The 25,389-nt window shown below is 62.3% G+C and carries 29 protein-coding genes and 4 tRNA genes; 17 read left to right on the top strand and 16 right to left on the bottom strand.

The features are described from left to right. Positions 1-145: 3-deoxy-7-phosphoheptulonate synthase (locus FWD29_07540; GenBank protein MCL2803783.1), on the top strand; the 145-nt coding region annotated here is incomplete at its 5' end. A gap of 150 nt (positions 146-295) precedes the next feature. Here FWD29_07540 and FWD29_07535 read toward each other — a convergent pair. From FWD29_07535 to FWD29_07520, 4 genes are all read right to left on the bottom strand, one after another. Then, a complete protein-coding gene (locus FWD29_07535) occupies positions 296-535 on the bottom strand; it encodes a toxin (GenBank protein MCL2803782.1) in 240 nt (79 codons plus the stop codon). Then, complete coding sequence (locus FWD29_07530; protein ID MCL2803781.1) at positions 532-795, bottom strand: ribbon-helix-helix protein, CopG family; 264 nt, start codon at positions 793-795, stop codon at positions 532-534. The genes FWD29_07535 and FWD29_07530 overlap by 4 nt, the downstream gene beginning before the upstream one ends. A gap of 131 nt (positions 796-926) precedes the next feature. Beyond that, positions 927-1,490: a GrpB family protein gene (locus FWD29_07525; protein ID MCL2803780.1), complete on the bottom strand. Its 564-nt coding sequence runs from the start codon at positions 1,488-1,490 to the stop codon at positions 927-929. Positions 1,491-1,553: 63 nt separating this feature from the next. After that, positions 1,554-2,249, bottom strand: a complete 696-nt coding sequence (locus tag FWD29_07520) for a WYL domain-containing protein (GenBank protein MCL2803779.1) — start codon at positions 2,247-2,249, stop codon at positions 1,554-1,556. 69 nt (positions 2,250-2,318) lie between these two features. Here FWD29_07520 and FWD29_07515 point away from each other — a divergent pair, with 69 nt between their 5' ends. Together FWD29_07515 and nhaA are read left to right on the top strand one after the other, a co-directional pair. Beyond that, positions 2,319-3,026 (top strand): alpha/beta hydrolase, encoded by a 708-nt coding sequence (locus tag FWD29_07515; protein MCL2803778.1) that lies wholly within the window; start codon positions 2,319-2,321, stop codon positions 3,024-3,026. 119 nt (positions 3,027-3,145) lie between these two features. Then, the gene (nhaA, locus tag FWD29_07510; GenBank protein MCL2803777.1) at positions 3,146-4,360 is read left to right on the top strand and encodes a Na+/H+ antiporter NhaA; all 1,215 of its coding nucleotides are present in this window, start codon (positions 3,146-3,148) and stop codon (positions 4,358-4,360) included. Positions 4,361-4,490: 130 nt separating this feature from the next. Here nhaA and FWD29_07505 read toward each other — a convergent pair. The 3 genes from FWD29_07505 to FWD29_07495 all read right to left on the bottom strand — a co-directional run bounded on the left by FWD29_07505 (position 4,491) and on the right by FWD29_07495 (position 4,728). Beyond that, a tRNA-Val gene (locus FWD29_07505) sits at positions 4,491-4,562 on the bottom strand. Between the two features lie 5 nt (positions 4,563-4,567). Further along, positions 4,568-4,638: transfer RNA gene (locus FWD29_07500), tRNA-Cys, on the bottom strand. Between the two features lie 17 nt (positions 4,639-4,655). Further along, positions 4,656-4,728, bottom strand: a tRNA-Gly gene (locus FWD29_07495). A gap of 316 nt (positions 4,729-5,044) precedes the next feature. On the opposite strand from FWD29_07495, the gene FWD29_07490 reads away from it, so the two are divergent. The 4 genes from FWD29_07490 (at position 5,045) to FWD29_07475 (ending at position 7,272) form a co-directional block, all read left to right on the top strand. Further along, positions 5,045-5,119, top strand: a tRNA-Val gene (locus FWD29_07490). Positions 5,120-5,364: 245 nt separating this feature from the next. Further along, complete coding sequence (locus FWD29_07485) at positions 5,365-6,552, top strand: Fic family protein (GenBank protein ID MCL2803776.1); 1,188 nt, start codon at positions 5,365-5,367, stop codon at positions 6,550-6,552. Between the two features lie 46 nt (positions 6,553-6,598). Next, positions 6,599-6,847, top strand: a complete 249-nt coding sequence (locus FWD29_07480) for an antitoxin (GenBank protein MCL2803775.1) — start codon at positions 6,599-6,601, stop codon at positions 6,845-6,847. After that, a complete protein-coding gene (locus tag FWD29_07475) occupies positions 6,844-7,272 on the top strand; it encodes a PIN domain-containing protein (GenBank protein ID MCL2803774.1) in 429 nt (142 codons plus the stop codon). Before FWD29_07480 ends, FWD29_07475 begins: the two co-directional genes overlap by 4 nt. Before the next feature lie 80 nt (positions 7,273-7,352). Here the strand turns inward: FWD29_07475 and FWD29_07470 are convergent, their stop codons facing one another. After that, a complete protein-coding gene (locus tag FWD29_07470) occupies positions 7,353-8,072 on the bottom strand; it encodes an amino acid racemase (GenBank protein MCL2803773.1) in 720 nt (239 codons plus the stop codon). A 128-nt stretch (positions 8,073-8,200) separates the two neighbouring features. On the opposite strand from FWD29_07470, the gene FWD29_07465 reads away from it, so the two are divergent. The 3 genes from FWD29_07465 (at position 8,201) to FWD29_07455 (ending at position 9,795) form a co-directional block, all read left to right on the top strand. Beyond that, positions 8,201-8,479, top strand: a complete 279-nt coding sequence (locus FWD29_07465; protein MCL2803772.1) for a type II toxin-antitoxin system prevent-host-death family antitoxin — start codon at positions 8,201-8,203, stop codon at positions 8,477-8,479. After that, complete coding sequence (locus FWD29_07460; GenBank protein MCL2803771.1) at positions 8,476-8,880, top strand: hypothetical protein; 405 nt, start codon at positions 8,476-8,478, stop codon at positions 8,878-8,880. Before FWD29_07465 ends, FWD29_07460 begins: the two co-directional genes overlap by 4 nt. Before the next feature lie 96 nt (positions 8,881-8,976). Further along, the gene (locus FWD29_07455) at positions 8,977-9,795 is read left to right on the top strand and encodes a fused MFS/spermidine synthase (protein ID MCL2803770.1); all 819 of its coding nucleotides are present in this window, start codon (positions 8,977-8,979) and stop codon (positions 9,793-9,795) included. Here FWD29_07455 and FWD29_07450 read toward each other — a convergent pair. After that, positions 9,792-9,977 (bottom strand): hypothetical protein, encoded by a 186-nt coding sequence (locus tag FWD29_07450; protein ID MCL2803769.1) that lies wholly within the window; start codon positions 9,975-9,977, stop codon positions 9,792-9,794. The two genes, FWD29_07455 and FWD29_07450, sit on opposite strands and share 4 nt — an antisense overlap. Positions 9,978-9,983: 6 nt before the next feature. Between FWD29_07450 and FWD29_07445 the strand changes: the two genes are divergently transcribed. From FWD29_07445 to FWD29_07415, 7 genes are all read left to right on the top strand, one after another. Beyond that, positions 9,984-10,988, top strand: coding sequence for an aliphatic sulfonate ABC transporter substrate-binding protein (locus FWD29_07445; GenBank protein MCL2803768.1), 1,005 nt, complete (start codon positions 9,984-9,986; stop codon positions 10,986-10,988). A 32-nt stretch (positions 10,989-11,020) separates the two neighbouring features. Further along, positions 11,021-11,791, top strand: a complete 771-nt coding sequence (locus FWD29_07440; protein ID MCL2803767.1) for an ABC transporter permease — start codon at positions 11,021-11,023, stop codon at positions 11,789-11,791. Beyond that, the gene (locus FWD29_07435) at positions 11,791-13,254 is read left to right on the top strand and encodes a M20/M25/M40 family metallo-hydrolase (GenBank protein ID MCL2803766.1); all 1,464 of its coding nucleotides are present in this window, start codon (positions 11,791-11,793) and stop codon (positions 13,252-13,254) included. Before FWD29_07440 ends, FWD29_07435 begins: the two co-directional genes overlap by 1 nt. Before the next feature lie 111 nt (positions 13,255-13,365). Continuing rightward, positions 13,366-13,779, top strand: coding sequence for a M20/M25/M40 family metallo-hydrolase (locus FWD29_07430; protein MCL2803765.1), 414 nt, complete (start codon positions 13,366-13,368; stop codon positions 13,777-13,779). A gap of 187 nt (positions 13,780-13,966) precedes the next feature. After that, on the top strand, positions 13,967-14,422 hold the full coding sequence (locus FWD29_07425) for a helix-turn-helix domain-containing protein (GenBank protein ID MCL2803764.1): 456 nt from the start codon (positions 13,967-13,969) through the stop codon (positions 14,420-14,422). After that, on the top strand, positions 14,419-14,757 hold the full coding sequence (locus FWD29_07420) for a DUF86 domain-containing protein (protein ID MCL2803763.1): 339 nt from the start codon (positions 14,419-14,421) through the stop codon (positions 14,755-14,757). Before FWD29_07425 ends, FWD29_07420 begins: the two co-directional genes overlap by 4 nt. A 180-nt stretch (positions 14,758-14,937) precedes the next feature. Continuing rightward, a complete protein-coding gene (locus tag FWD29_07415) occupies positions 14,938-16,971 on the top strand; it encodes an FG-GAP-like repeat-containing protein (GenBank protein MCL2803762.1) in 2,034 nt (677 codons plus the stop codon). Between the two features lie 4 nt (positions 16,972-16,975). Here the strand turns inward: FWD29_07415 and FWD29_07410 are convergent, their stop codons facing one another. From FWD29_07410 to FWD29_07380, 7 genes are all read right to left on the bottom strand, one after another. Then, the gene (locus tag FWD29_07410; GenBank protein MCL2803761.1) at positions 16,976-18,247 is read right to left on the bottom strand and encodes a DUF4143 domain-containing protein; all 1,272 of its coding nucleotides are present in this window, start codon (positions 18,245-18,247) and stop codon (positions 16,976-16,978) included. A 213-nt stretch (positions 18,248-18,460) separates the two neighbouring features. After that, on the bottom strand, positions 18,461-20,845 hold the full coding sequence (locus FWD29_07405; protein MCL2803760.1) for a DUF4143 domain-containing protein: 2,385 nt from the start codon (positions 20,843-20,845) through the stop codon (positions 18,461-18,463). A gap of 351 nt (positions 20,846-21,196) precedes the next feature. Further along, positions 21,197-21,382, bottom strand: a complete 186-nt coding sequence (locus tag FWD29_07400; GenBank protein MCL2803759.1) for a helix-turn-helix domain-containing protein — start codon at positions 21,380-21,382, stop codon at positions 21,197-21,199. Between the two features lie 873 nt (positions 21,383-22,255). Then, a complete protein-coding gene (locus FWD29_07395) occupies positions 22,256-22,990 on the bottom strand; it encodes a DUF4143 domain-containing protein (protein ID MCL2803758.1) in 735 nt (244 codons plus the stop codon). A gap of 38 nt (positions 22,991-23,028) precedes the next feature. Next, positions 23,029-23,490 carry a hypothetical protein gene (locus FWD29_07390; protein ID MCL2803757.1) on the bottom strand — a complete coding sequence of 154 codons (462 nt, stop codon included), beginning with the start codon at positions 23,488-23,490 and terminating at the stop codon, positions 23,029-23,031. A 112-nt stretch (positions 23,491-23,602) separates the two neighbouring features. Continuing rightward, positions 23,603-24,115 (bottom strand): DUF4143 domain-containing protein, encoded by a 513-nt coding sequence (locus FWD29_07385; GenBank protein MCL2803756.1) that lies wholly within the window; start codon positions 24,113-24,115, stop codon positions 23,603-23,605. A 214-nt stretch (positions 24,116-24,329) separates the two neighbouring features. Next, positions 24,330-25,034 (bottom strand): hypothetical protein, encoded by a 705-nt coding sequence (locus FWD29_07380; protein MCL2803755.1) that lies wholly within the window; start codon positions 25,032-25,034, stop codon positions 24,330-24,332. Positions 25,035-25,389 lie beyond the last annotated feature (355 nt).

Here is a 25,389-nt window from a genome sequence, read left to right as displayed (position 1 = left end):
TGATGTCACCGAGGTTCTAGGCGGTTCGGAGAGGATTGACGACCAGGGACTTTCGCGCCGCTACGAGACGCTGGTTGACCCCCGGCTCAATCACCAACAGTCCCTCGAAATGGCTTTCCAAGTTGCGGAGCTAATTCGGCAATAGGGGCTGGCCGCTTCCCGGTTTCTGCCCGATGCCGGTTGCCTGGGTTGTGGAGGTCACCTTGCCATCCGCTGGCCGCACAGCGAAACAGGAAACTGTCCGGCAAACGGCGACAACCTCACGCGTCGTTGGTAGCGGGTGGCTCCACAGCAACTAGGGGAGGAGGTCGATCATTTGGGGTCGTGCCTTCATGGCGTGAATAACCAACTGGTTGCCGCTGTCAAATACGAGCACCACCGTCTCTAGGAGGCGACCGCGGGTGTCGAAACCAAGCCGCAACTGGCGGGAGGGTCTATCCCCGTCGAGGTCCTCGACCCACAATGAAAAGACAGCCGCTTGGATCGCGTCCTCCACGCCGATCCCGTGGCGCAGCGCCGAATCGTGAACCTTCACGTGGCCGAGGCCACCAGCGCCTCGCGGATGACTTCCGAACGGCTTTTTCCTTCACGCCGGGCCCGTCCGTCAAGATCGGCCAACTCCGTCAAGGTAAGGCGCAGCGCCACGACCTGCGATGGTTCGGCCCCGCGCCCCGGACGGCCCCGTCCACGCCTTTTCAGCGCGGCCACGTCGTAGCCCGCCTCTGCCTCGGCTGCCCACTCGGCGATTTGCTTTTCCGTGACCGGCCGGCCGCCGATCGTTTCTGTTTCCGTCACATCAATATCGTATAACGAAAAGTGGCCCCTGCCCATCCTCTTCAGTCGCGCCACGAGCCCGGCGGGGCTAGTAGTCGAGTAGTAACGGCAAGCGGTTTTGCTATGCCGACCCTGGTCAGCGTGACACCGATCTATGGCAGGCCGGACTGGCGGGCTTGTTCGGTGATGGACCTGATGAAATCGGTTTTGGCGGCGGTGTAGGCGTCACGGTTGTGCTCGAAGCTGGCCAGCAGGTCACGCTTGAGGGCTTCATATTTGGCGCAGGCTGGCGGGTTTTGGCGCAGCCAATGACGGAAGTAGAGTTCGTCGTGGTCGCCTGGTGGAACCAGATGCAGGTGGAACACCCGATCGGCGAACCCTTGCGCCGTGTAGCCCTTGTTTAGATCGACCCGGAAGTCATTGCCACCGGCCTTGGACATAACCAGCCAGCCCTCTCCAACTAGGGCCGCCACGGTAGCGTCGAGTTCGGCATCGGGCGCCAACTCAAGCAGAATGTCAACGATTGGTTTGGCCACCAAGCCTGGCACTGCGGTCGAGCCAATATGGCTAATGCGCTCGGCGCTGTCGACTAGTAAGGCCTGCAAACTGGCGGCCTCCTCAGCGAACCAGCTGGCGTAGGCGGGATTATGCGGTCGGAGCTGGATGGGGAACAACTGCCACAGCTGCTCCAGCGTCATATCCTCTAGCCGTCCCACGCCGCCCAGAATACCCACCGTCTGCGCAACCGACCGCATGTATGCCTTGGGGCAGCTGCAGTCTTATTGGCGGGTGACAGGGCGTGCTGATGCCGGTGGCTGGCCGATGGCGTCTAGGGGGATTTCGGTAGCGACTTCAGAGGTGAGGGTGGCTTGTTTGATGCGGTCGATCCGGAACCGGCGGATCTGCCCACGTAGCCGGCAGTATGCCACGAGGTACCAGTCTCCAGCCGAACAGGCCAGCAGCTGTGGGTCAACTCGGCGAAAGGTGAGTTGTTGGTCCGCGTCCAAATAGCTCAAATTGAGTACGCGGCCTTCCTGCAGGGCCTGCTCAATCCGGCCAAGTACGGCCGAGTCGAGGGCTTGGCCAGTGTCGTTGATCCAGATTCGGTTGGACAGCCGCCTGGCCTGGGCCCGGGTGCTTTTGTCCATGACGGCTAGCAGCTTGGTCATGGCCGTGGCGCCGTGTCGAGCGAAGGGCTGGCCCCGGCAGACCGCCAGCGCGGCGGCTAGGGCCGAGGCCTCAGTGGCGGTGATGTTGACCGGCGGCAAGGTGGCCGAAGCGTCAACGACGTAACCTCCGCTGGGTCCGGGCCTGGCCCACACCGGAAAACCACCGTGCTGCAAAGCCGAGATGTCGCGTTTGATTGTGCGGACGGAGACTTCAAATTGCTCTGCCAGTCGAGCCGCGCTGCGGCCGCTCGCCCCGGCCCGGCGCAATTCTTCACGCAGCGCGTAGAGCCGGTCCGTGCGGTTCACAAGCGAAATCGTATCTGAATTGGTGACATAGGGGTGACATATGACGGGTGCATAGTAGAGCTCATGAATATGAAGAACTCTCCTTTGGTGGTCCTCGTTCCTGGCCACTGGTTGGGCGGCTGGGCTTGGGACGAGGTGGCGGAATACCTGTCGCAGGCCGGCTTGTCAACGGTGGCGGTGACCCTGCCGGGCCTCGAGTCACCCGAGACCCGGCGGGACGGCATTGGCTTGGTCGACCATGTCTCAGCAATGGTTGACGTCATCGGTGGCGCGGCCGGCCCGGTCGTGGTTGTCGCGCACAGCGGCGCGGGCGGGCTGGCCACTGCCGTTCTTGACCAGGCCCCTGACACAGTGAGTCGAGTCGTCTACGTTGACAGCGGCCCCGTTGCTGATGGGACTGTCGCCCGCCCGGACCTTGACCAGAAAACAGTTGAGGTGCCGTTGCCCAGCTGGGCGCAGCTCGAAGCCAACGGTGCAAGCCTGGCAGGGCTCGACGATGAGGCGCGCGGACGTTTCCGGGCCCGGGCGGTGCCCCACCCGGCCGGACCGCTGCGCGAGGCCATTAGGCTCAACAACCCAGCCCGGAACCGGGTACCAGCGACCATCATCTGCTGTTCAATCCCCAGCCCGGCCGTTCGCCAAATGGCCACCGGTGCGGGCATGTTTGCTGCCCTGGCCGACCTCACCGATGCGCACTATGTCGACTTGCCGACCGGCCATTGGCCCATGTGGTCAAAGCCGGAGGCCTTAGCTGAAGTCATCGTTGGAGCCACTTGAGACGGCCCGCCCCCACCGGATTCCGCCAAGTCCCGTAGACTCGTTGGCGGTGAGCCGGGAAGTCTGGTCGGCGCGCATCCTCATGCGGTGGGTGTGATCGCGACTGGGAAAGGCTCGTTTTGACAAAGCTGCTATTAGCTGCCGGGTCGGCGCGTGACTGGCTAACTCGGGAAACCACGAGCGGGGCACTAATGTTTGCCGCCGCGGCAGCGGGGCTGGTTTGGGCGAATTCACCTTGGTGGGAGACCTATGAGGCATTGTCCGGTGCGGTCCTCGGCCCAACAAAATGGGGTTTGGCGTTGCCGCTGTCTTCCTGGGCCGTCGAGGGCATGCTGGCGGTGTTTTTCTTCGTCGTTGGCGTCGAACTCAAGCACGAACTGGTAGCAGGTAGCCTGCGCCGGCCGAAGGAGGCGGCCGTGCCGGTGTTGGCGGCCGTCGGAGGCATGATTCTGCCGGCTGTAGTGTTCACCGCCCTAGTGGTGGGGCTCGGTAATCCTGGCGCGTTGCACGGATGGGCCATTCCCACTGCCACAGACGTAGCATTCGCGCTCGCCGTGCTGGCGATGTTTGGACGCGGACTGCCTCATGCACTGCGGGCGTTTCTGCTGACTCTTGCCGTGGTCGATGACTTTTTGGCAGTCATCGTGATCACTGTCTTCTACACCTCGAACGTTGACCTATTTGCCCTGGCCGTTGCCTTGGTCGCCGTCGTCGTGTTCGGTCTACTTGTCCGCCTTCGTAGCCCTCACTGGTGGCTATTTGTGCCGGTCGCTCTGGTCGCGTGGGGGGCAATGCATGCTTCTGGTGTCCATGCCACGATCGCCGGCGTGCTGCTCGGTTTCACCGTGCCCGCCCGGGCGATCTACGGCGAATCGTGGCCACGCACCCACCGTTTCGACAAGGCCATTCGACCGTTGTCTTCAGTGATCGCGCTTCCGGTCTTCGCGTTCTTTTCTGCGGGAGTAAGGCTGGTCGACCGCAGCAGCCCAGCCGGCATTCTTAGCCAACCGGTGCTAGTCGCCGTCGTGATGGGGCTTGTAGTCGGCAAGGTCGTGGGGGTCTTGGGCACCACCGCGCTGATGACCCGCATCACGCCGCTTCGGCTGTCGAACGGGGTCGGTTTGCGCGATCTCCTTCCAATCGGGTTCCTCACCGGTATAGGATTCACCGTTTCGCTGCTCATCACCGAACTCTCCTTCACCGATGTGGAGCGAATCGCCGCTGCAAAGCTTGGCATCCTCATCGCCACCATTCTTTCTGCGACGCTTGGTGCAGCCACCCTCCGGTGGGATTTCCACAAGGCACGGCGTAACAAGGCGCCGTCCGGGGCCTAGGTCGAGAGGTGACCTGGGCGTGCGTACAGGGCAAGCCGGTTTGGTGCTCCTCGGTCCTACGGACCTCGTCAACAACTTCGTCGGCCTCGGCCAATCGAGCAAGCTCGTTGGCGCTCGGCCTTCCTCGTTGTGGGCCATGCTGGATTCGAACCAGCGACCTCTTCCGTGTCAAGGAAGCGCGCTCCCCCTGCGCCAATGGCCCTTGTGAGGTGGAGACGGGATTCGAACCCGCGTATACGGCTTTGCAGGCCGCTGCCTCGCCTCTCGGCCACTCCACCGTACAAGGTTAGTGTCGAGCGGACGACGGGATTCGAACCCGCGACCCTAACCTTGGCAAGGTTATGCTCTACCAACTGAGCCACGTCCGCGTGCTGTGAGCCATGCCCACACGCGACCACCGAGAATACCCCATCGGGTGCCCGCCGGTCCAACGGCTGGCAGCGGCGGCAGCGCTACTTCGACGTGTTCCAATCGCGGTCGCCGGGCCGATGTCGCTTGGCCGCCAGCCGGCTTGTGGAGACGAACCCCGCTGTCCACCGGTTAGCCGTGTCGCGCCGGGCCATCGACGTGGGCGCGTCTGCCCAAGAAGCTTAGGTACCCCACATCGCCCGGTGCCAATTGCCAGGCCTTTGGTTGGTGGCGGCGCCCTGACTGGGCTAGGATCGGTTTTCGCCGCAGTGCCGAGGGCGTATGGCGCAGAGGGAGCGCGCTTCCTTCACACGGAAGAGGTCACTGGTTCGATCCCAGTTACGCCCACCAGGTTAGAGGCCATTTTTCTTTCCATGTGACTCTCATGCGCCACCTCGCGCCAGCCAATCGCGGATGTCAAACCAGGCGACACACAGATCTGACCTACATGGTCACCCGGCCGGTTACCCGCCGTCTGTCCTTCCTCTGCTTGCCACGGAGCAGTCCGGCGGGAGCGTGTCCGAATGATTAGGACATAGAGACAGGGAAGGGTACCATGTGTCCTAATCATTAGGACATTCAGGCAGGGACGGGTTATGGCCAGCGTATTCACACCACCCCGGCTGGGCGCGCACGACGAGGCTGTGATCGCCGAAATCGACCAAATGCGTCTTGAGCTGTCGCAGGTCCTTAGGGCACCGCGCCGCTGGCAGGGCAGCATGCGGCGATCAGCCCAGGCAAAAGCGATCCGAGGTTCCAACAGTATTGAAGGCTACGTGGTGAGCGAGGGTGACGCGGTTGCCGCCGTGGATCAGGAGGCGGCCCTCACCGCAGATGAACGCACTTGGGCGGAGATTCTGGGATACCGGCGCATGCTGACCTACGTGCTCAATGTGGGCACGGGTGCCGGGTTCACATTTGACGACGGAGTTGTCCGGTCAATGCACTTCATGTTGCTGGAGCATGACCTGAGCAAAAACCCCGGCAACTATCGAACTGGCCCAATCTACGTCACCAGGGAGGATGGCAGCGTGTCGTACGCGGGGCCTGATGCGAGGCTGGTGCCAAAGCTGATGGCCGCACTCGTCGATCAGGTCAACGCGAGCAAGTCACCGCCCATGGTCACCGCAGCTCTGGCGCACCTGAACTTGGTGATGATTCACCCGTTCCGAGACGGCAACGGACGGATGGGCAGAGCACTCCAGACGCTTGTGTTGGCCATGGACCATGTACTGGAACCGCCTTTTTCGAGCATCGAGGAATGGCTGGGCGCGAACACGGGCGACTACTACGCGGTCCTGGCCGCCACAGGGGCCGGGGCCTGGCATCCGGAACGGAGTGCCAGGCTTTGGACGAGCTTCAATCTGCGGGCACACCACATGCAGGCGCAAACGGTCAGGCGGCGATTCGACGAGGCCAATCGACAGTGGGCAGTCATTGATGGTCTGATGTTGGCCCACAACCTGCCCGCAAGAGTTGGCGACGTCCTCTTCGACGCGTGGTTGGGTTTCCGGGTCACCAGACCCCGTTATGTGTCACACGTCGAAGTAGATGACCGCCAAGCCAGTCGCGACCTGGCCCGTCTATCTGATCTCGGTCTGCTCGTGGCCCACGGGCAGACCAAAGGCCGCTACTACACGGCCGGAATCGCATTGGCAAAGGCAAAGGACGATCTCCGGACGGCCCGTCAGCCCCTGGCCGATCCGTACCCTGACCTCATGGCCGAGGCCAGAGTTATCGTAGCGGGCTCAACAGACAGCAGCTCGGATCAGCGCCTGTTCTAGCGCTGGAATGGCAGCAAGGCATCAACAGTGATGCTATGATGGCGCCATGCGCACAACGGTGACCCTCGATCCCGACACGGAGCAGGTTATTCGCGAGCGAATGGCAGCCAAGGGTGTCTCGTTTAAGCAGGCGCTCAATGACGCCATCCGAGACGGGGCGCCAGGACGGGTCGACTACGTCTTCCGGTCGCCCACGGCCAAGGCGACCCTGCTGGTGGACGTCACCAAAGCGAACGCCTTGGCTGGTGCACTTGAAGACGAGGCCCAGCTGGACAGGATGCGTGCCGGCACATGAAGCTGGTCGACACCAACGTCCTGGTCTACGCCGCTTTCGCTGGCTCGCGGCATCATTCCGACGCGCGTGGCTGGCTCGACGCGGCTCTGACCAGGGGAGAGCCGGTGGGTTTCGCCTGGTTTGCACTGGTCGGCTTCGTCAGGCTGGCGACTAACCCTAGGGTCGCCGACCCGGCTCTGACCCGGGCTGGCGCCCTGGAGTTCGTCGACGCTTGGCTTGGTGCGCCTTCAGCCCATGTGCTTGAAGCTGGCTCCCGCCACGCCGATTTCCTGCGGGAGATGCTGGCAGCGACCAGTGCGTCCCCGGATCTGGTCAACGACGCCCACCTCGCGGCCATCGCCCGTGAGCACAAGGCCACCGTGATCACATTCGATTCTGATTTCCGCCATTTCCCCGGCGTCCGCTGGGAGCAGCCCCGCCGCTGATGTACCGGAGCTAGCGGCAGAGCGTTCGACCTGGGCTTAGGTTTGGCCACCCGTTCCGGTTGGAGCCAACCCCGGGGCAGCTAGGCATCGTCGCTCGGATCACTGGCAAGAATGAAGTCCAATAGGGCGTTGACGTGGCATTTGGTGGAATCCAGCAGCGGCACCGTGCCGTCGCCGTCCTGCAAGGCCAACGGAAGCTCGGTGCAGGCCAGCACTACGGCATCGGCCCCGGCCTGGGCTAGTCGCGCCGCCACGCCCAGCAGCGCTTGGCGCGATTCCTCCCGGACAATCCCAAAAGTCAGATCCTCAAAGATGATCTGGTTGGTCAACTCGATATCCTCGTCCCCGGCCTGGGTGCAGGCTAGGCCTTGAGTCGCCAGGCGATCAGAGTAGAACCGATCACGCATGGTCCACTTGGCGCCCATTACCCCCAGGGTCCGCAAACCGCGTCGCTTGGCCTCAGCGGCCACAGAATCGGCAATGTGGATCAGCGGCACGTCAACGCTGTCCTCGACGATGGGCGCAGCTTTGTGCATCAAGTTGGTGCAGATCGCCACCGCCTGGGCCCCGGCCTGGACCAGTTTTGTTGCCTCGCTGGCCAGGAACCGGCCGGCGCCGTCCCAGTCACCGGCGTCCTGAAATGCCCGGACGTCCTCGAAGTCGACAGACGACAGCACCACCCGGGCCGAGTGATGCCCGCCCAGAGCGGCGGCCACGCCGTCATTGATGCCCTTGTAGTAGTCGACAGTGGAGTGGTAGGTCATGCCGCCAATCAGGCCAATTGTCCGCGGGATGGTCATGGCTCGATCCTCCCACATCGCGCAATCGCCGGTGGGAGGGCGTGGTGTGACAACGACCGCTGCCAGATTCACGCGGCAACGGCCATCCCGCCAACGACCATCTACCGCTCAAGCGCTACATTTGACGCATGACTACCAGCATTGGCATTCGAGAGCTCCAGCAGCACGCGTCCCGCCTGGTCCGGGCGGTAGAACAAGGGCAGGCGGAGTACCGAGTAACCGTGCAAGGACGCGACACAGGTGTCACCTTGAGCAGGTCCACCGGACAGGCTGCGGCCAGTCCGGTGATTCTTGCGCCCGGACTCGCCAGCGAACTATGGCAAGGCAGTTTGGCCGATGACGCCCGCCGGCTTTTGCTGGCAAACCTAGAGGCCGGACGTGACACCATGGGTTTGGTGGGCGAATGATCAGGCTTCTGCTCGACACCAACCTGCTGATCGAAGAGCCAGACTTTGCGCTGCTGGGACCGAATGCCGGCCAGATCGAGCTATTCACTTCCACCCTGTGCTACGCCGAGCTGATGGAAGGGGAGTTTTCGTCAAACCCAATGGTGGCGGCCGCAGCGGTGATTCAGCTAGCCGCGGTCCAGGCCGCCTTGGGCCAGGGCTTACCGTTTGGAGCGGCCGAACTGCCGGCCTACAGAGCGCTTTGTGTCGCCGCGCAGCGAGGTGGACGTGGCCTGAACCGCGCCCGCCGCATGGACATGATGATTGCCGCCACAGCCCTGGCCAACGGCCTGACCGTGGCCACTCGCAATGTCGACGACTTCGCCGCCGTCGCTGGCGTGGTGCCTGTGGTCCAGCTGTAGGCCAACCCGGGCAGACGTAGGTAGGCCCCCGCCGCCGCTGCCGGCCGGGCCTGGTCCGAGTCACCGGTATCAGTGGCCTTGAAATAGGGTGTTGGCGTGGAACACGATCCGCGCCTAGTGGCCAGTAGGGACCGGCCGGGGGCCTGGACCGTGCAGAGCGATGGGGCAGATCAATCCTTTGTCGACCCGGCCGACCCGACCTACCTGGAGTTCTTCTACGTCCAGAGGATCGTCGACGTCATAGATGCTTCCTTCAAGCCGGGCCGGCGCATTTGCGCCATCCACGTTGGCGGCGCTGGTATGACCATTGCCCGCCACATTGCCCACACCCGTCCCACCTCGGCCCAAATTGTCCTTGAGCCTGATGCTGCCTTGACCCAGGCAGTGCGCCAGGTAGCGCCACTGCCGCGCCGCAGTGGCATCAAGGTGCGCCCGCAGGACGGCCGGGCAGGCATGTCAGCGTTGCGCGACAACTACGCCGATGTCGTGGTAACAGACGCCTTTGACGGCGCCCAGGTGCCGGCTGAGTTGGGCACCTGTCAGTGGTTTGAAGACAACAAACGGGTCCTGCGCCCTGGCGGCACCATGGTCATGAACCTAACCGACCACGCCCCCCTGGACTACGCCAAGCGACTGGTGGCCGGTGTGCTCAGCGCCTTTGACCAAGTGGTGGTGGGCACAGAACCGGCGGTCATAAGGGGCCGGCGCTTTGGCAACGTCATAGTGGTTGGCGGCCGGTGCGACATCGGCGGCCTCGAACGCCGCACCCGGACCGCCGCTTTCCCTTACCGGCTGATCCACGGACCGGAGTTGAGGCGGTGGCTCGGTAATGCCCAGCCTTTCACCGACCAAGACGCCGAGCCCTCGCCGCAACCACCGACAGGCTGGATGGGCCTGACACCCAGTGCCGGCTAGTGCTCCCGGCCAAGCACCAGCGGTTCGGTTGGTTTGGCACCCAATGAGGCCAGCCGCCGGGTCGGTGAGTAGTCGCTACTAGTCAGGGCGTTAGCCAGCCCCTTAGCAGACCTTTTGCCAATGACGGCGGCCAAGGCCATCCGGTAGCGTGATGGAGCACGTTTAGCCCCCCGAAAGGCCATGGCAAAATGCTTAAGACCGCTCGACTCACCGCCGCTGCCGCATTGTTAATGCTGGCCTTGGCTGGCTGTTCTTCTGATTCGACCAATGACAACACCAAGGCAACGGACAACGCCCAGGGCGGATCCCCAATCAAAGTCTCCATCGCCATCCAGCCGTGGCTGGGTTACGGCGCCTGGTACATCGCCCAGGACCAGGGCTATTTCGCCGAAAACAACCTTGAGGTCGACCTGATTGACTTCGAAGCTGATGCCGACATGCTGGCCGCCCTGGCCGCTGGCAAAGTCGACGGCCTGAACGTCGCCTCCCACGGTGCTCTGCTCATGGCCGAGCAAGGTGTCGAAGCCAAGATTGTGCTGCTGTTGGACGCCTCGACCTCGGCAGACGCCATTTTGACCGACGGTTCGATCACTTCCGTCGCCGGGCTGAAGGGCCAACAGGTGGCCTATGAGGAAGGTGCCACCTCTGATCTGCTGCTCAACTACGCCTTACTAGAGGCTGGTATGACCATTGACGATGTCACCAAGGTGCCGCTGGGTGCGGCCGACGCTGGCAACGCCCTGATGGCCGGACGGGTACCGGCTGCCGTCACCTACGAGCCGTATATCACCGAGGCCATGTCCCAAGGCAACGGCGTCCAGGTGCTTTACGAAGCCGGCGTCAAAGAGGGGCTGATTTCTGATGTGTTGATGGTCTCTGACGCTTTCATCGCGGAAAACCCCGAGGCCGTCACTGCCTTGATCAAATCATGGGGGCAGGCGCTCGATTTCTACAACGCCAATCCTGAGGCGGGCCGGGCCATTATTGCCGATGGCGTGGGAGAGAACCCTGAAGACCTGACCACGGCTTTCGATGGGGTGGAGTTCTTCGACCTGAACGCCAACACCCAGCTGTTGACCGGCGACTACCTCCAGCTGATTATGCCGGCGGTCCAGGAGGCGGCCGTCAAGGCCGGCTTGCTTGACGGCAGTGTTGAACCGGCGACCATTATCGACGCCAGCTTCCTGCCCTAACCGGTAGTCAGTTGTCACCCCGGCGGGCGCGAGTGCGCCAACGCATTTCGAGGCGCCAATACCTTGTAATCGCGCTGAGCACATTCGCCGCCCTGCTGGGGGTGTGGTGGTTGGTGACCGCGGCCGGCCTGGTTGACAAGATCTTCCTGCCACCGCTGAGCTCCGTTTTCCGCCGGCTAGGTGAGCTGGCGGCCAACGGCACGCTCTGGAGCGACATTGGCTTGTCGGTTTACCGCATCACCGTGGCCTATCTGATTGCCTCGGCCATGGCGTTGGTGATAGGGCCGCTGATGGGGGTTTCCGCCAGGGTCGAGGCGGCCTTGGAGCCGCTCTTCGACTTTATCCGCTATATGCCGGTGGTGGCTTTTGTCACCTTGACGGTCATCTGGGTTGGCACCGGCGACGCGGCCAAGTTCCTGCTGATCTGGATGGGCACATTTTTCCAGCAGGCGCTAATGGTGGCAGACGCGGTTCGGCAAGTGCCCCAGCCCATGGTCCACCTGGGCGAGACACTGGGTATGAACCGCGCCCAAATCCTGCTCCGGATCGTTTTCCCGGCCGCCTGGCCGCGTATCTACGACGCTTTGAGAATGACCCTGGGCTGGGCTTGGACCTGGCTGGTGGTAGCAGAGCTGGTTGCGGCCACCGGCGGGCTGGGTTACCGCTTGACAGTTGCCAAGAGATACTTCGCCACCGACACCATTTTTGGCTACCTGCTGGTACTTGGCCTGTTGGGGCTGCTCTTTGACCAGGGCATGCGGGCGCTGGGCCGGGCGCTGTTCAGCTACCAAAAGGCCCGCTGATGTCAACTGCGCCCAAAGTTGTGATCCGAGGCTTGTCCAAGCGTTTTGGCGATCTAACCGCCTTGGTCGATGTGGATCTAGATCTGGGCCAAAACGAGTTCGTCTCCCTGGTTGGGGTCTCTGGCTGCGGCAAGTCGACCCTGCTTTCGATTATTGCTGGCCTAGACGAGCCAACCGAAGGCGAGGTGCTGGTCGACGGCCAGCCGGTAACAGCGCCGGGCCGCGACCGGGGCGTGGTCTTCCAACAGGCCACCCTGCTGCCCTGGCTCAACGCAGTGAATAACGTCGAATTCGCCCTTCGGGCCGAACCGATTACTCCGGCCGAACGCCGCGCCCGAGCCACCGAGCTGCTGAATCTGGTCAAGCTGACTGGCTTTGAGCAGGCCTATCCGGCGCAGTTGTCAGGCGGCATGCAACAAAGGGTGGCCTTGGCCCGCTCGTTGTCATACCGGCCCAAGATCCTGCTAATGGATGAGCCCTTTGGTGCGCTCGATGCCATCACCCGCCAGGAAATGCAGGAGCTGTTGACGCAAATCTGGGAGGCCCACCGGCTGACCGTGCTGTTCGTCACACACGACATCGAGGAAGCCACCTTCATTTCTGACCGGGTTGTCACCATGACACCCCGCCCCGGCCGCATCCACACTGAGGTGGTAGTCGATCTGCCTCGGCCCAGACGGGTCGAAATGCAGACCCAGCCGCGCTTTTTGGAGCTAACCCGCCATTTGACCAAGACCATTCGCGGAACCGGTCAAGTCGTCTTGGGCAGCGAAAAGCTAAAGGCCAGGGCACCGGCATCGGCCAAAGTGACTGAACCCGGCCCTGGAGCTAAGGTCAATGTCAAAGCCATGAATGACTTCCTGCGTGACCTGGTCAGGGCTGATTCGCAAAACCCGCCCGGCAACGAAGAGGCCGCCGCCCGGCTGGTGGCTGAGAGACTGGCTGCCTGCGGTATGGAAGTGGAACTGGCGGAGGTTGAACCGGGCCGGCCCAACGTGATTGGCCGCTTGGCTGGCGACAGCCCCGAGACTCTGCTTTTGCACGCTCATCTGGATACGGTTACGGTTGGTGACCTGGGCTTATGGAGCGTTGACCCGCTGGGTGGCGAGGTGGTGGACGGCCGTCTTTATGGGCGCGGGGCTTGCGATATGAAAGGCGGGCTGGCGGCAATGGTGGCCGCGGCCGATGCCGTGGCTCAAGTGGGGCCGCCGCGTCGCCGTGGTCTAATGCTGGCCGCCGTAATTGATGAGGAAGTCTGGTTCAAGGGCACCAGGGCGCTGCTGGATAACGGCGCGCTGGCCCAGTGCACCAGAGCTTATGTCGGTGAGCCGACCTCGCTGGGGGTGGCCAGGGCCATCCAGGGGGCGGCCGAGTTCACTGCCTGGGTGCGCGGGCGCACGGCCCACACCGGTATGGCCGAGCTGGGGGACAACGCCATCGGCGGGATGAACCAGGTGGTGTGAGCGCTAGAGGACTACCGGCGATCCCTGCGTGGCCTAGGGCAAGAGCTGGGTTTCCCGGTCGATCCGAGCCTGAACCTTGGTGTCATCCAAGGTGGTACCGGTGTCACTTTGGTGCCAGACTCCTGCCGGCTGGACTTTGATCGCCAGGTGCTGCCGGGCGAGGACATCGAGGCTGTGATCGACCAGCTGCGGGGGCTGTTTGCCGAGGTGCTGGCCGCCCGCGGGTTGGATGGCGATTTGGTCTGCAACCAGTTCTTTAGGCCGTGGCAGGCTGAGCCGTCCTCTGAGACTGTGACGGCTTTGGAGCGGGCCCACCTCGGGGCCGCCGGCGTGGCGCCAGAAACCATGATCTTCAGGGCCTATTGCGAGGTGGAGATGCTGGCTGCGGCCGGTATTTCGGGGGCTGTCTATGGTCCAGGCGACCTGCTCCAGGCCCACCGACCGGATGAGTTTGTGCCTCTGGACCAGGTCGAGGTGGCCGCCCGCACTTACGCCAACCTGGCCGCTGCGTTCATTACGGCCTAGGCGCCAGGGTGGTTGAAGTGCAGATCGACATGAACATTTCAATCACTGTCATTTCTGCCCAACTGGGCAAACGCTCAGGGCCAGTCATTCAACCGTTCACCTCGATCCGAACCGGCCGGTCCCTTGACGCCCAAAGCGCGATTGTTGCGGGCCAGCATGGCGATAACACACTTGTTATCATGAGTGCATGCCACTGACCGCCCATGCCATGCGAACCCGGCGCGGCCTGTTGGGCCTGTCCCAGCGCGACCTGGCTGAACGCTCTGGCGTGAAGCAGCCTCAATTGTCAGCCATCGAGTCGGGCAGGAGGCAACCCACTGCGGCGGTGGAGGCGGCGGTCGAGCAGCATCTCAGGGTGCCTCCCTCGGTGATGTTGGCGTCCATGCGACCAAAGGTTCTCGAGCTGATCACCCGCCACCGGGGCAAGGCCGGATACGTCTTTGGGTCGGTGGCCAAAGGAACCGACAGTTGGGATTCCGATCTTGACGTCATGGTCGAGTTCGATCAGAACGCCGACATAACAGATCTTCTAGCACTGGAGGAAGAACTAAGCTCGCTGCTGGCAGTGTCGGTTGATGTCGTCTCGATGGGATCATCCAGTCGTTTTGTGCAGTCCATCCGTCACGAGGCCGTGCCACTGTGACCAGTCCCGAGAAAGTCGCACACTTGCTTGGTGACCTGACCACTTTCGCCGAGCAAGCCGCCTATGTCACCGCCCCGGGCCGCGCGGCCTTTGCCGCCGATTCCCCAGAGGGCTCCCTGTTGCGCAACGCCGGTGAACGGATTCTGATCAAGGTGGCCACTGTGACTGAGAGGCTGCCGGAAGAGTTCAAAGACCGGCACCCGCAAATCGCCTGGCGGAACATAGCCAGGATGCGAAACCTGGTGGCCCATCACTACGACCACGTCGATGACGATCTGATTTGGAATGCCCTGGTCAAACTGATCCCAGCTTTGGTTCAGGATCTCGCGGAGTAACACCACAGCCTGATCCGGAGGTCGACCGGGCGTCCGCATTTTGACCAGGGGCCCCAATTGCGCGGTGCGGCGGACACGGTCTGCTTATTGTTGGGTGCATTCCAGGCGGTGCGCACCCCCAGCTGACTTCGGCACACCACCGGCTCGACCTCAAAGCCGATCAGAAAGCGCTAGTACGCCATGAGACCCACCCGACCACTTGTCTTGTTTTCACTCCTAGCCGCCGCCAGCCTGGCTTTGGGCGGCCTGGCTGCGGCGCCAGCTGCTGCGGCCATAACAGCCACGCCGATGATTGCGGCCGGCGCCAACCACGCCGTGGTGCTGCAAGCCGATGGCACGGTCTTGACCTGGGGCGGCAACTCCTTCGGTCAGCTTGGTAACGGCACCACTGCCGCCAGCAGCGTGCCGGTGCCGGTCAAGAGCCTTCAGAACGTTACCGCCGTGGCGGCGGGAGTCGCCTGGACGGTGGCGCTGAGGAACGACGGCACGGTCTGGTCCTGGGGCTACAACGCCTCCGGTCAGCTTGGAGACGGCACCACAGTCGATCGCAGCGTGCCGGTGCAGGTCAAGAGCCTGACCAACGTGGCGGCCATAGCGGCCGGGGGTTCGCATGCCGTGGCCTTGAAACATGACGGCACTGCCTGGACTTGGGGTCGCAACTACCACGGTCAGTTGGGTGACATGACCTCAGCTGACCGCTTGGTGCCGGTTCAGGTGAAAGGACTTGGCGCGGTCAAGGCCATCAAGGCTGGCAACCAACACACGGTGGCGCGGGCGGCCGATGGCACCGTCTGGGCCTGGGGTTTCAACAATGATGGCCAGTTGGGTGGCGGTACCAATCAGACCATTTACAGTGCGCCAATCCAGGTACAGGGCCTCAGCCAGGTCGAAATGGTCAAGGCCGGGGACTGGCATTCAGCCGCCCTCAAGGCTGACGGCACGGTCTGGTCCTGGGGTGGGAACGAATTTGGCCAGCTGGGTGATGGCACCACGGCGCACAACGCCAAGCCAGTTGCGGCGAAGGGTCTCAGCGCGGTTAGAGCCATTTCCGGCGGGCAGCATCACACCGTCGCCCTGAAGTCAGACGGCCGGATCTGGGCCTGGGGCGCCAACCAGCAAGGCGAACTGGGTGACGGCACCACCACGGCAAAAAGCGCCCCAGTGCCGGTTGATGGCCTCAACGGTATTACCGCCATTTCGGCCGGCAGCGCCCACAACCTGGCGCTGAGGCAAGACGGATCGGTTTGGGCCTGGGGCGGGAATTGGTTTGGCCAGCTGGGCAATGCCAGCGAAACTACCAGCACCGTGCCGGTGCAGGTCAGGGGTGCCGGTGGTGTGGGCTATTTGAAGCTAACCGGCGGCCCGGCCCCGGCGCCCAAGCCACCGCCCCCATCACCAAGCCCCGCGCCACCGTCGCCGTCGCCTTCACCATCACCGTCGCCGTCGCCTTCGCCTTCGCCGTCCAAGGGGATGGCTCAGATCGTGTTGTCGCCCTCCTTGGCTGGCGGTAAGCATGGTGATGTCTTGGCGGTTGATCAAGCTGGTGTTCTGTGGCGGTATCCAGCATCGGCCAGCGGGTCATTGTGGCCGCGAACCCGCCTTGGTACTGGCTGGGGCGACATGAGCATCTTTGCGCCAGGCGACTGGGACAAAGACGGCCGGAACGACCTGTTGGCGGTCGATACTAGGAACGGGAAGATGTTCCTCTACCGAGGCAACGGAAAAGGCGGCATCTCCAACGGCGTGCAGATTGGCCAGGGCTGGGGTGGCCACCATGTGATCCCGGCAGGCGATCTAAATGGGGACGGCACAGTTGACCTCCTGGTGATCAAGGAAGCCACTGGTGACATGCACCTTTATGCCGGAAACGGCAAAGGCGGGTTCAAGCCCCCCTATCCGAAGGTGGGCCAAGGTTGGAAGGGCTTCAATTCTTATGCCGCCGGGGACGTAAACAAGGATCGCCGGGCCGATATCTTGGCGGTTGATGCCGGCGGGAACCTGTTCATGTATGCCGGCAAGGGCAATGGCACCTTCGCCCCGAGGATCCAGGTGGGCCACGGTTGGCAGGGTTACTACCTGGCGGCAGGAACGGACCTGAACGGCGACGGCCTGGCCGATGTCGCCGCCCGGGACTCTCTGGGCAACTTGTACCTCTACCCGGCCAGGGGTGGAGGTTACTACGGGGCGAGAGTCCTTATCGACGTCGGCTGGTAGCTCGTCATGGCCCGAGCAGAGCTAGGGGTACCACTGCCGCGCCACCGGGCAGGCGGTGGGCGAAGGGACCGGTGTTGATCACAACCTTGTCGACCAGCCTGTCACCGATTTTTGACTCGAGCCAGTTCAGGTGCTTCGTGTCGTGGTTGCCGACCGACGAGGATAGTTTGATTTCAATGGCCAAAACACGGTGGTCGTCGCGCTCTACTATCAGGTCGATCTCGTGGTCGCCGTTTCCGGTTCGCAGGTGTGACACCCGTGCTCCGGCCAATTCTGCAAACACTCGCACAGTCATCACCGCCAACGATTCGAACAGAGCGCCTAGTAGCGAACCTAAACGAAGGTTCGCCCCTGCCGCGGTGTCGTCAAGCAGTGACTTCTCTGTAGCTCCCAGCAAGCGCGCGGCCAGCGCTGGGTCGACCAAGTGGTGTTTTGGTGCTTGGCCAAGGCGGCTCAGTGGGTTGAAGGCGGGAATCCACGCTGGTAGTGGTTCGAGCAGGCGAATGCGTTCGAGCAGTTCGCGGTACGCCGCCGATGTTTGCCGGGACAACTTGTCGCCCTGCCCCGGCGTTGCAGCGTTGAGGATTGTGGTGTAGTTGGCGGTCGTGCCGGTGGCGGCCGCGAACGCGGCGAGCCAAGCCCTGAGGGCCCTTGGCCGACGCACGGCAACGCCCAACTCGGGGATGTCACGCTCCAAGGCGTTGTCAATGTACGAGTCCAGTTGGCGGTGCCTCAGCGATGGTGGGTCCTGCCGTATGCCAGGGAGCCCAGATGCGATTATCTCGCGTGCGTAGTCCGTCAGACTAACGTCCGTGGTGTGTCTGCCAACTGGGTCAGACCCAGTGAGAAGACCTGTCAAAGATACGGCTGGACTACTGATGCCCCGCTCCGGCAGGGTCATGGGGCGCATGACCAGCCGGACAATTCGCCCGGCACCTGAATGGATCTTTGCCCTTGGGGACGGAGTTGCCGAGCCGGTCAGGATGAACTGCCCTGGGGCGCGGTCGCGGTCAACCTCACGGCGGACCACATCCCAGACTTCTGGGACAAGCTGCCATTCGTCGATCAGCACAGGCGGTGCGTGGGAAGCGACGATCTGTGGGTCTGCGGCAACATTGCTTCGGTGGCCGGCACGATCCAGCTGCACACACGACGCAGCCAGTCGCTCAGCGGTGGCTGTCTTGCCGACCCCCTTGGCCCCTTCGACCGAGATTGCGGGCAAACCTCTCACCATCTCAGAGAGAAGGCCATCTACGGCTCTGGGCTGGTAGTCCATGACCCTACTGTACAGTTAGCAGGAGTTCTATTCAACAGATTACAGGAGTTCTATTCAACAGATTGCAGCAAGGCCCCGTCTACTGACAGTGCCCTGAGCGGCGAACGGTCGCTACACGGAGTTGCTTCTATCCGGCGTTCTGCAACGAATCCATCCGGTGTTCTGCAATCGGATCGAGCGTGTCATACCCCGCTGCCAACGCTCGTGGCATCGTCAGAGCTCATCCGCCCAGGCCTGGGCTTGCGTGCGAATAGCGTCGATGGCGCGAATTGCATTGATGATTGCCTGCATTGACGGGCGCAGCTGGCGCGAGAGTTTGCTTATGCCTTGGAGCGGGTCGACGATCTGGCTCAGCTCGGGTAGGTCCACGGAGGCCAAGGACAGGAGTTGTGTCCTCAGGGCTTCGATGTTGAGTTGTGACCTGGTTTGTCGGTTTCCGGTGAGTCCCCGCAAGGGATCCGCCACTGCGTTCCAGACGGACACCAGGTTGGTTTTGGCGTGATTCAGTCGCTTCACGGCCGGGTCCAACCGAGTCCGGTGCCTGGAGACTACTGCGGCGTTTGGCCCGCCGGCACCAAGGTCATCGAACACCAGGCCAACCGAGCCCAGGACCTCCTCCAGTGCCTCAGCGAATTCGCCGGCGGCCGGTTCCAGCTGCTCCACCGCGTCAAAAAAATCCGGTGCCTCCACCGGCGGGCCGGCGCTGGGTGGGGCGGCCGGACCACTCCGCTCCCGGGCGGCAATCGTGTCGTGAAGGCGCGCGGCAAGTTCCTCGGTTCGCTGTCGGTACGTCGCTGAGCCTCGTTGGAGACTGGGCAAGTCCGTCGCCACCTGGTACTGCGCCGTGGTCACCAAACGGTAGACGGGGTCCTGCGGGTCGGCTGCCGCCAGTCCTTCCACTGGCTGCCAAAAGACCGGGAGTACCAGCCGAGGTTCGCCGGCTTTGGTGGCGGCGGCATCGAACTTGACGATCTCGTCGCGGCATTGAGGGCTTCCAAGGTATCTGGGCGTGACGTTGGCCAAGAAAAACGCAGTCTGCTCGACCTCTTGGTCGAGTCGTTTTTGCCAGTCCTCGCCCCACCGCAGCGCAAGGTCTGTGAAAACATCGAGGCGCCGCCCATAGGCGAAGTGGTAGGCCTCTGCCAAGTCGGCGGCAAAGTCAGTGATGGCCTTGTCCAGGTAGGCGTCGTCCTCGTGCACATAGGAGACAAACAGGCTGGCTGCCGGCGGGTCTGGCGCCTCCTTTCCAGCGTGGGTCATTTTGACGGGTCTCCTGTCACTAGCTGGAGTCGAGATGGGTTGGGCCGGGCTGGTCCAGCCTTCGAGAAACGCCTGCACTGGCAACGCCCAAATGCGTTCGCCCAGGCGGATCAGAGCGCTTCCCGGGTAGACCACATACCCGGCGTGCAGGCCCCCAGGTTCGGCCTCTAGAGCCCGCAGGCCTCTCGAGTCCGCAGGGTGGATTGTGGTCGAGGACTTAGCTTCCAAACCAACCCGGCGTCCGTCACTGGACACCAGGACCAAGTCCACTTCGTGGCTACCGCGGCTAGTCCGCCACGAGTAGGCCTCTGTCGGCTGCTTGGCAAATGGCCTGCCTGCCAGGGCCTGGTTGACCACCCATGTCTCGAACAATCGGCCAATGGTTTCTGGCTGATTCAGGCCCTCAGGGTTGGCCTTGGCCAGAGACTGGCGGACCAAACTCAGGTCGACGGGATGAACCTTGGCGTTTCGCCTGGTTTGTCTGGCTGGGCCCAGACTCAGGTTGGGTAGGAACCTGACTTGGAAACGTCGTTCCAGAACGTCTATGTAGCGGTTGGCTGTTCGTGGGTCCAGGTCAAGGCGTTCTGCCATCGACGTCACGTTTAGATTGGTGGCCGCGCCGCGCAGCAGCCCGTCTAGCACGGTGCGGGCCACCGCCAGGTCCCAGCGGCCTTCACCGGGCAAAACATGCTCGGTTAGTACGCCGTCGCGCCAGTCGCCGGCAAGTTTCTGGCGACGCGCGTCGGCCAGCGAGCCAAGTGACCAAGGTGGCATGCCGCCAGTCTTCATCCAGTCGGAGGGGAGCTTTGTGTCCCAGGATCGACCTGAGTTTGTGGAGGGTACTTCCCCAAATAGGCCGTCAATCATGCTGGTCAGTGCCTCGGGGTCGCCGCGCACTTCGCAGGCGGAAAACGGGTCAAGCGTCCAGCGCTCCACCCGTCCAGCCAGAGGATCCGCGCCCCCAAGCCCGGTCCTGCCGATCCGGGCCGAGCCGGTCAGCAGAAACCGTCTTTCTGACCCCGGGCGGTCTACCACGTCTTTGACTGCCAGGCTGAGTTCGTCACCTAAGAGCTGAGCTTCATCAACCACTGCGCGCCGCCCCAGGTTTTCAACGAAGAACCGGATGTCCTCCCGTGCCCGGGCCAGTGTGTTGGGATTTGCCAAATCGATCAACTCGTCATAGGCCCCAGCTTCGACGAGCCGCCAGGCAACGGTGGTCTTGCCCGCGGCCAGCGCACCTTCCAGAACCTTGACCTTGACTGACTGGTCCGGTTCCAAATACTGCTCAATGGCGCGCGGAAGACTAGTACCGCTCCAACCACCTGCTGGGTCACTCATAGTCAATAGCCTACATTATGGGTGTAAATACATACATTTGATGCGTGTAAGTACCGGCATCGTGTGGGAAAACCAAGGCTCGGCCAGGCAGCTCGCGGTCCGACTGCTCTCGCCAGGGCTCTCCGGCCCGGTGCACCAATCCGGTGTTCTGCAACGAATCTATCCGGTGTTCTGCAATCGGATCGAGTGTGTCGTACCCCGCTGCTAGCTTAGGCAGCAGGTGAAATGGGCCGTGGTGTAGTCCAGCACTGTGGCTGTGGGTGTTTAGGGGGTAAATGTGGGTGGCACAATCAATCCGGACAACAGACCTTTCGTGGCGGTGGGCGTTGATCGTCCCCCTGGCTGGCGGGCCTATGGCAGGTCTTCTTCGTCAGCCAGGCGGCGTTCGGCCTGTTGCCACAAGTACGAAGGCCGTCTCTTCAGGGCTTTGGCGATTCTGTTCACCTGCTCGGCGTCGATGGCTCGCCTCCCGTTGACTATTTGGCTGAGGGTCGGGTCCGGAATGCCAGAGAGCTCCGCCAAGCGCGACTGGGTCATGCCCCGCTGCCTGAGTTGCTCGCCGATTGCCCAGCCAAGGGCGCGGGTCGCGGGGCCTGGTGTTCGGGGTTTTGATGACACAGTTTCGATTCTAGCAACGTCGTTGTTGCATTTGCAACAGAGCGCATAGGATAGGGTTTTGCGTATGCAACCCAGGGCGGCGGGCCCTCACTCTGCTGCTATTGGCGCGGTGGTGAGGTTGCTCATGGCGCAGCATCAAATGACCACCCCAACCTTGGCTCAGCGCGTTTCCCTTGACCGTACAGTCCTGTGGCGCTTGCTCAGCGGGCGCCGGGCGTTCACAGCAGATGAGCTGTATGCAATAGCCCAAACATTTGGGCGCCGGACTTCGGAAATCGTAGCCATGGCCGAGGCCATCGAAAAGGCCGGCTTTTCGCCCACACCAATTTCGATCCAGTCTCAGCCTACGGGCGGCCCACCGAATAGCCAGTGACTTGTACGCCATCGCGGGCACTGCCACTGGTGGCCACGGCTGGCTTGCCATGATTGGTCGGTTCTTGCACCAGGACCACCAGGCGGTCGCAACCCCATGACAGCCCTCATGAATTGGCCCGCGGCGATGCGTCCGGGTGGATGGGTGCGCTGGCATTTGGGTCAATTGAGGGTTCGGACTAACAGAACCGGAAGAAGGGAGGTGAGCACCAATGGTATGCCAAAGTGCTGTAAGAACTGCGCGTTGTCGCACTACGACACGAGCAACAAGGGCAATTGGTACTGCAACAAGCTGAACACGCACAAAGATGCCAACGACTACTGCGGGTACTACCAGCCCGAATAGGATTCCTTGCCGGTTCGGTGTCTGCCTGCCGAGGCAAAGCAGGCGTCTCTAGATGACGACACCTGGGGCCCGTGTCACGGAGTTTCGAGGAGCCATTCAGCCGCGTTGCGCTGAGTGATCCCTTCGTGGTCAAACCGGCCCGGGTCCAAGGTCAGAAGTAGTCGCGGATAATGGCCGGGCGCGGCCTGCAGTGACGCCAACTCGCGAGCCAGCGTGGCTGGATCGCGAACAGAGGCTGCCACCTGGATGTATTGCGTGCCTGTGGCCGACGAGGTGACAAAGTCAATCTCTTGTGCGCCAAGCACGCCAACACGTGGGCGCAGGCCACGTCGCAGCAGTTCAAGAAAGACGACGTTTTCGAGTAGGCGGCCTTGATCTCTGGCAATACCGCCAAGCCAGGCTGTTCTCAGGCCGGGGTCAACGAAGTAGTACTTTTCAACGCGACTCAATAGGCGCTTGCCCCGGATGTCGTAGCGCGGCGCGGGATGCAGCGAGTGCGCCTCGGCCAGCGCAGAAATGTGTCCCTCAACGGTGGCCTGGCTGGTCTTTCGACCGGCCGAGGTCAAAGCATCGGCAATGGCTTTGGGGGAGGTGAGGTTGCCAATGTTGTCGGCCAGGAAAGCGATCACGCTGTCGAACACAGAGCCGTCGCGGATTTGCCGGCGATCCATCACATCCTTGATCATGACCGTGGCTGCTAGACCCTGAAGATACTCGTAGATGGCCGGCCCGTTGGCTTCGAGACGCACTGTGAACGGGAAGCCGCCATAAGTTGAGGTAGTCCACCAACGGCCGGCGAAGTAAGTCAAACATAGGTGATTTCGTTGGCCGACCAACCGGGGCCTGTCTACTTGTAGTCGGATGGACCAAACGTGAATATGAACAGTTCGATTGAGTCGCTTGATTTGTAGAGGTACTCGAATGTGACCTCGGCGTCTTTGAGCGCCTGCATGTCGCTTGAGCCCTTGATGCCATCCAAGATTTGGCCCTTCAGGTAGTCCTCGACCTGCGCTTGACCCTCAGCATCAAGGTCATCGCGGGCTGTGTTCACCAGCGTGAAGTTGTACCTGAGGGTCTTGTTTGGCAGCGCCGAGACGTTGTCCAGACGTGTGTCGGCGTCAACATTCATGGGCATGTTTTTGTTCATGTTGCTGGCGGTGTCGGAGAGCAGTTTGTCGATGATTGGAGCGTTATTGTTGTTGTCCGCTAGCACCTCTTCGACGCTGGGGCTGGTGTTGCAGCCAGCCAGGGAGAAGACAGCCAAAGTGAGGGCGACGATCGCGGCGAGAAATGATGCGGGCTTTTTCATTTGAGGGCCTCCTGACCTTGGGATGTGGGACGAATGGCAGGGCCTGCTAGAGATGGGTCTAGCCTACTCGGATCAAACGGGTTGGTGAGCTGTGGCTGGAAGTCCAACGCCGTCATCGGACGGCCGATGACGGCGCTTGCCACAGGGCCGAGACTGGCAAGGCCCGCAGCCTGTCGCCCCATGGCAGCTCTCGTAAGCCGGTGTAAAGGACGATTCCATGGACGAACTGGTCTCCCAACACCTCCCTTAGATACGACAGCCCTTTGAAATCTGAATGCGCCAAATCGGCCGAGCTCTTGACCTCAATACCAATGACCCGTCCATCGGACAATTCTGCGACTAGATCGACCTCTCGACCGCTGGAGTCGCGAAAATGGAAAAGGCGATGCGGAGTGTCTGTCCAGCCGCTTTGCTTGACCAATTCAGAGGCTACGAAGCTCTCCAAAAGGCCCCCCAGTTTGGGCCGCTGCATCACGTCGCCCAGCATTGCTTTCGTCACCCCGGCCAGGTGCGCGGCCAAACCGGTATCCGCCAAATACATTTTGGGTTTTCCCACTACCCGCTTGGCCAGATTCCGCCCCCACGGTGGCAGGTGTCCTATTGGCCTGATCTCGCCGATCTGCATGATGATTCTCGCCGATCTGCACGGCGATTCTCGCCGATCTGCATGATGATTCTCGCCGATCTGCATGATGATTCTCGCCGATCTGCATGATGATTCTCGCCGATCTGCACTTGCGGAGAGCCTCGCCAGTCCAAGCCCGCCGGGCCAAACGGGTTGGTGAGCTGCGGCTGGAAGTCCAGCGCCGTCATCGGACCAGCCAAGGAGGCGCCTGGCGCTAGTTCTCGTAGGCCATCAAGACAGTCACAGCTGGGACCAGTTGCATCTGGCCGGTCAGCTTCTGCATCTTGTCTTCGGCATAGCTGCCGATGGCGCGCGTGCGCAAGCCGACCTGCGAAGCGATCATCTCCAAGCGGCAGAGGATTTGTCCGGTTTCCAGCATGGCGTAGTCCCAGCCGCGTTGTCCCATGCGGGCACAAATCGGGTAGGGGTCAACGGTGATAATCGCCACAGTGGCGCCGTAGTCGATGGACTGCTGCAGGTAGGGGCGTGGCATGAAGCAGTCGGCAATGTCCTGCGGGGTGTAGGGGTGTCCCACCCGCCGGGCGACGTGATTCTTCGGGTCGATCCAGTTGACCGTGTATTGGCCCTGCTTATCCGGTACCACCAGCCACAGCTGAGCTGGGTAGGCGGCCACGGCCGAGGAGTAGTAGGGGTGCCCGTTCTGGCCGACCTCAACACTGGCCAAGGCCACCCCCATGGCGGCCCGGGCGGCCTCGACCGAGCGGCCAGTGGCGATTTCCTCGACGTCAAGCGACCGAGTGCGCGCGCTATTACCGGGCGAAAGGGTTGGCACCTCCACGGCCACCTCTTCGCTGGCGGCGGTCAGGTGCCAGGGATCAGGCGGGGTGGCCTGGTGCGAAGGTGCATCATCATCGCGGCAACGCCAATACGAAGCGGTGGCAATCTGGATTTCGGTCACGACAGCTCCTAGCTGGGCCAAAGGCGGCCAATTGTTGCGACCAGGCTAACACCGGCCTCCTGGTCCGGGCATAGTACGTGGGACCACATGCCGCTACACTCAGGATCGGAACGGCAGCGAGCCCAAACCGCAGTGGCTTGACACGTGGCAATGGAATGCCTGGCTGCCACTGGCCGGCGGGTGTTACCGCAGTGCATTCGCCAGATCCGTTAGCGAGGTGCAGATAATGTCAACACTGGTCGAATCCGTCTTCAATCAGGTGAAGAAGCGTGATCCATATCAGGCAGAGTTCCACCAGGCCGTTCAAGAGGTTCTGGCATCACTGGAACCGGCTATCGCTCGCCGCCCAGAATTC

It is taken from the genome of Micrococcales bacterium, from assembly GCA_009784895.1.
In the GTDB taxonomy this organism is placed as follows: Bacteria; Actinomycetota; Actinomycetes; order Actinomycetales; family WQXJ01; genus WQXJ01.
The sequence above is the reverse complement of the archived record's forward strand: the minus strand, read 5'-3'. Positions and strand labels throughout refer to the sequence as shown.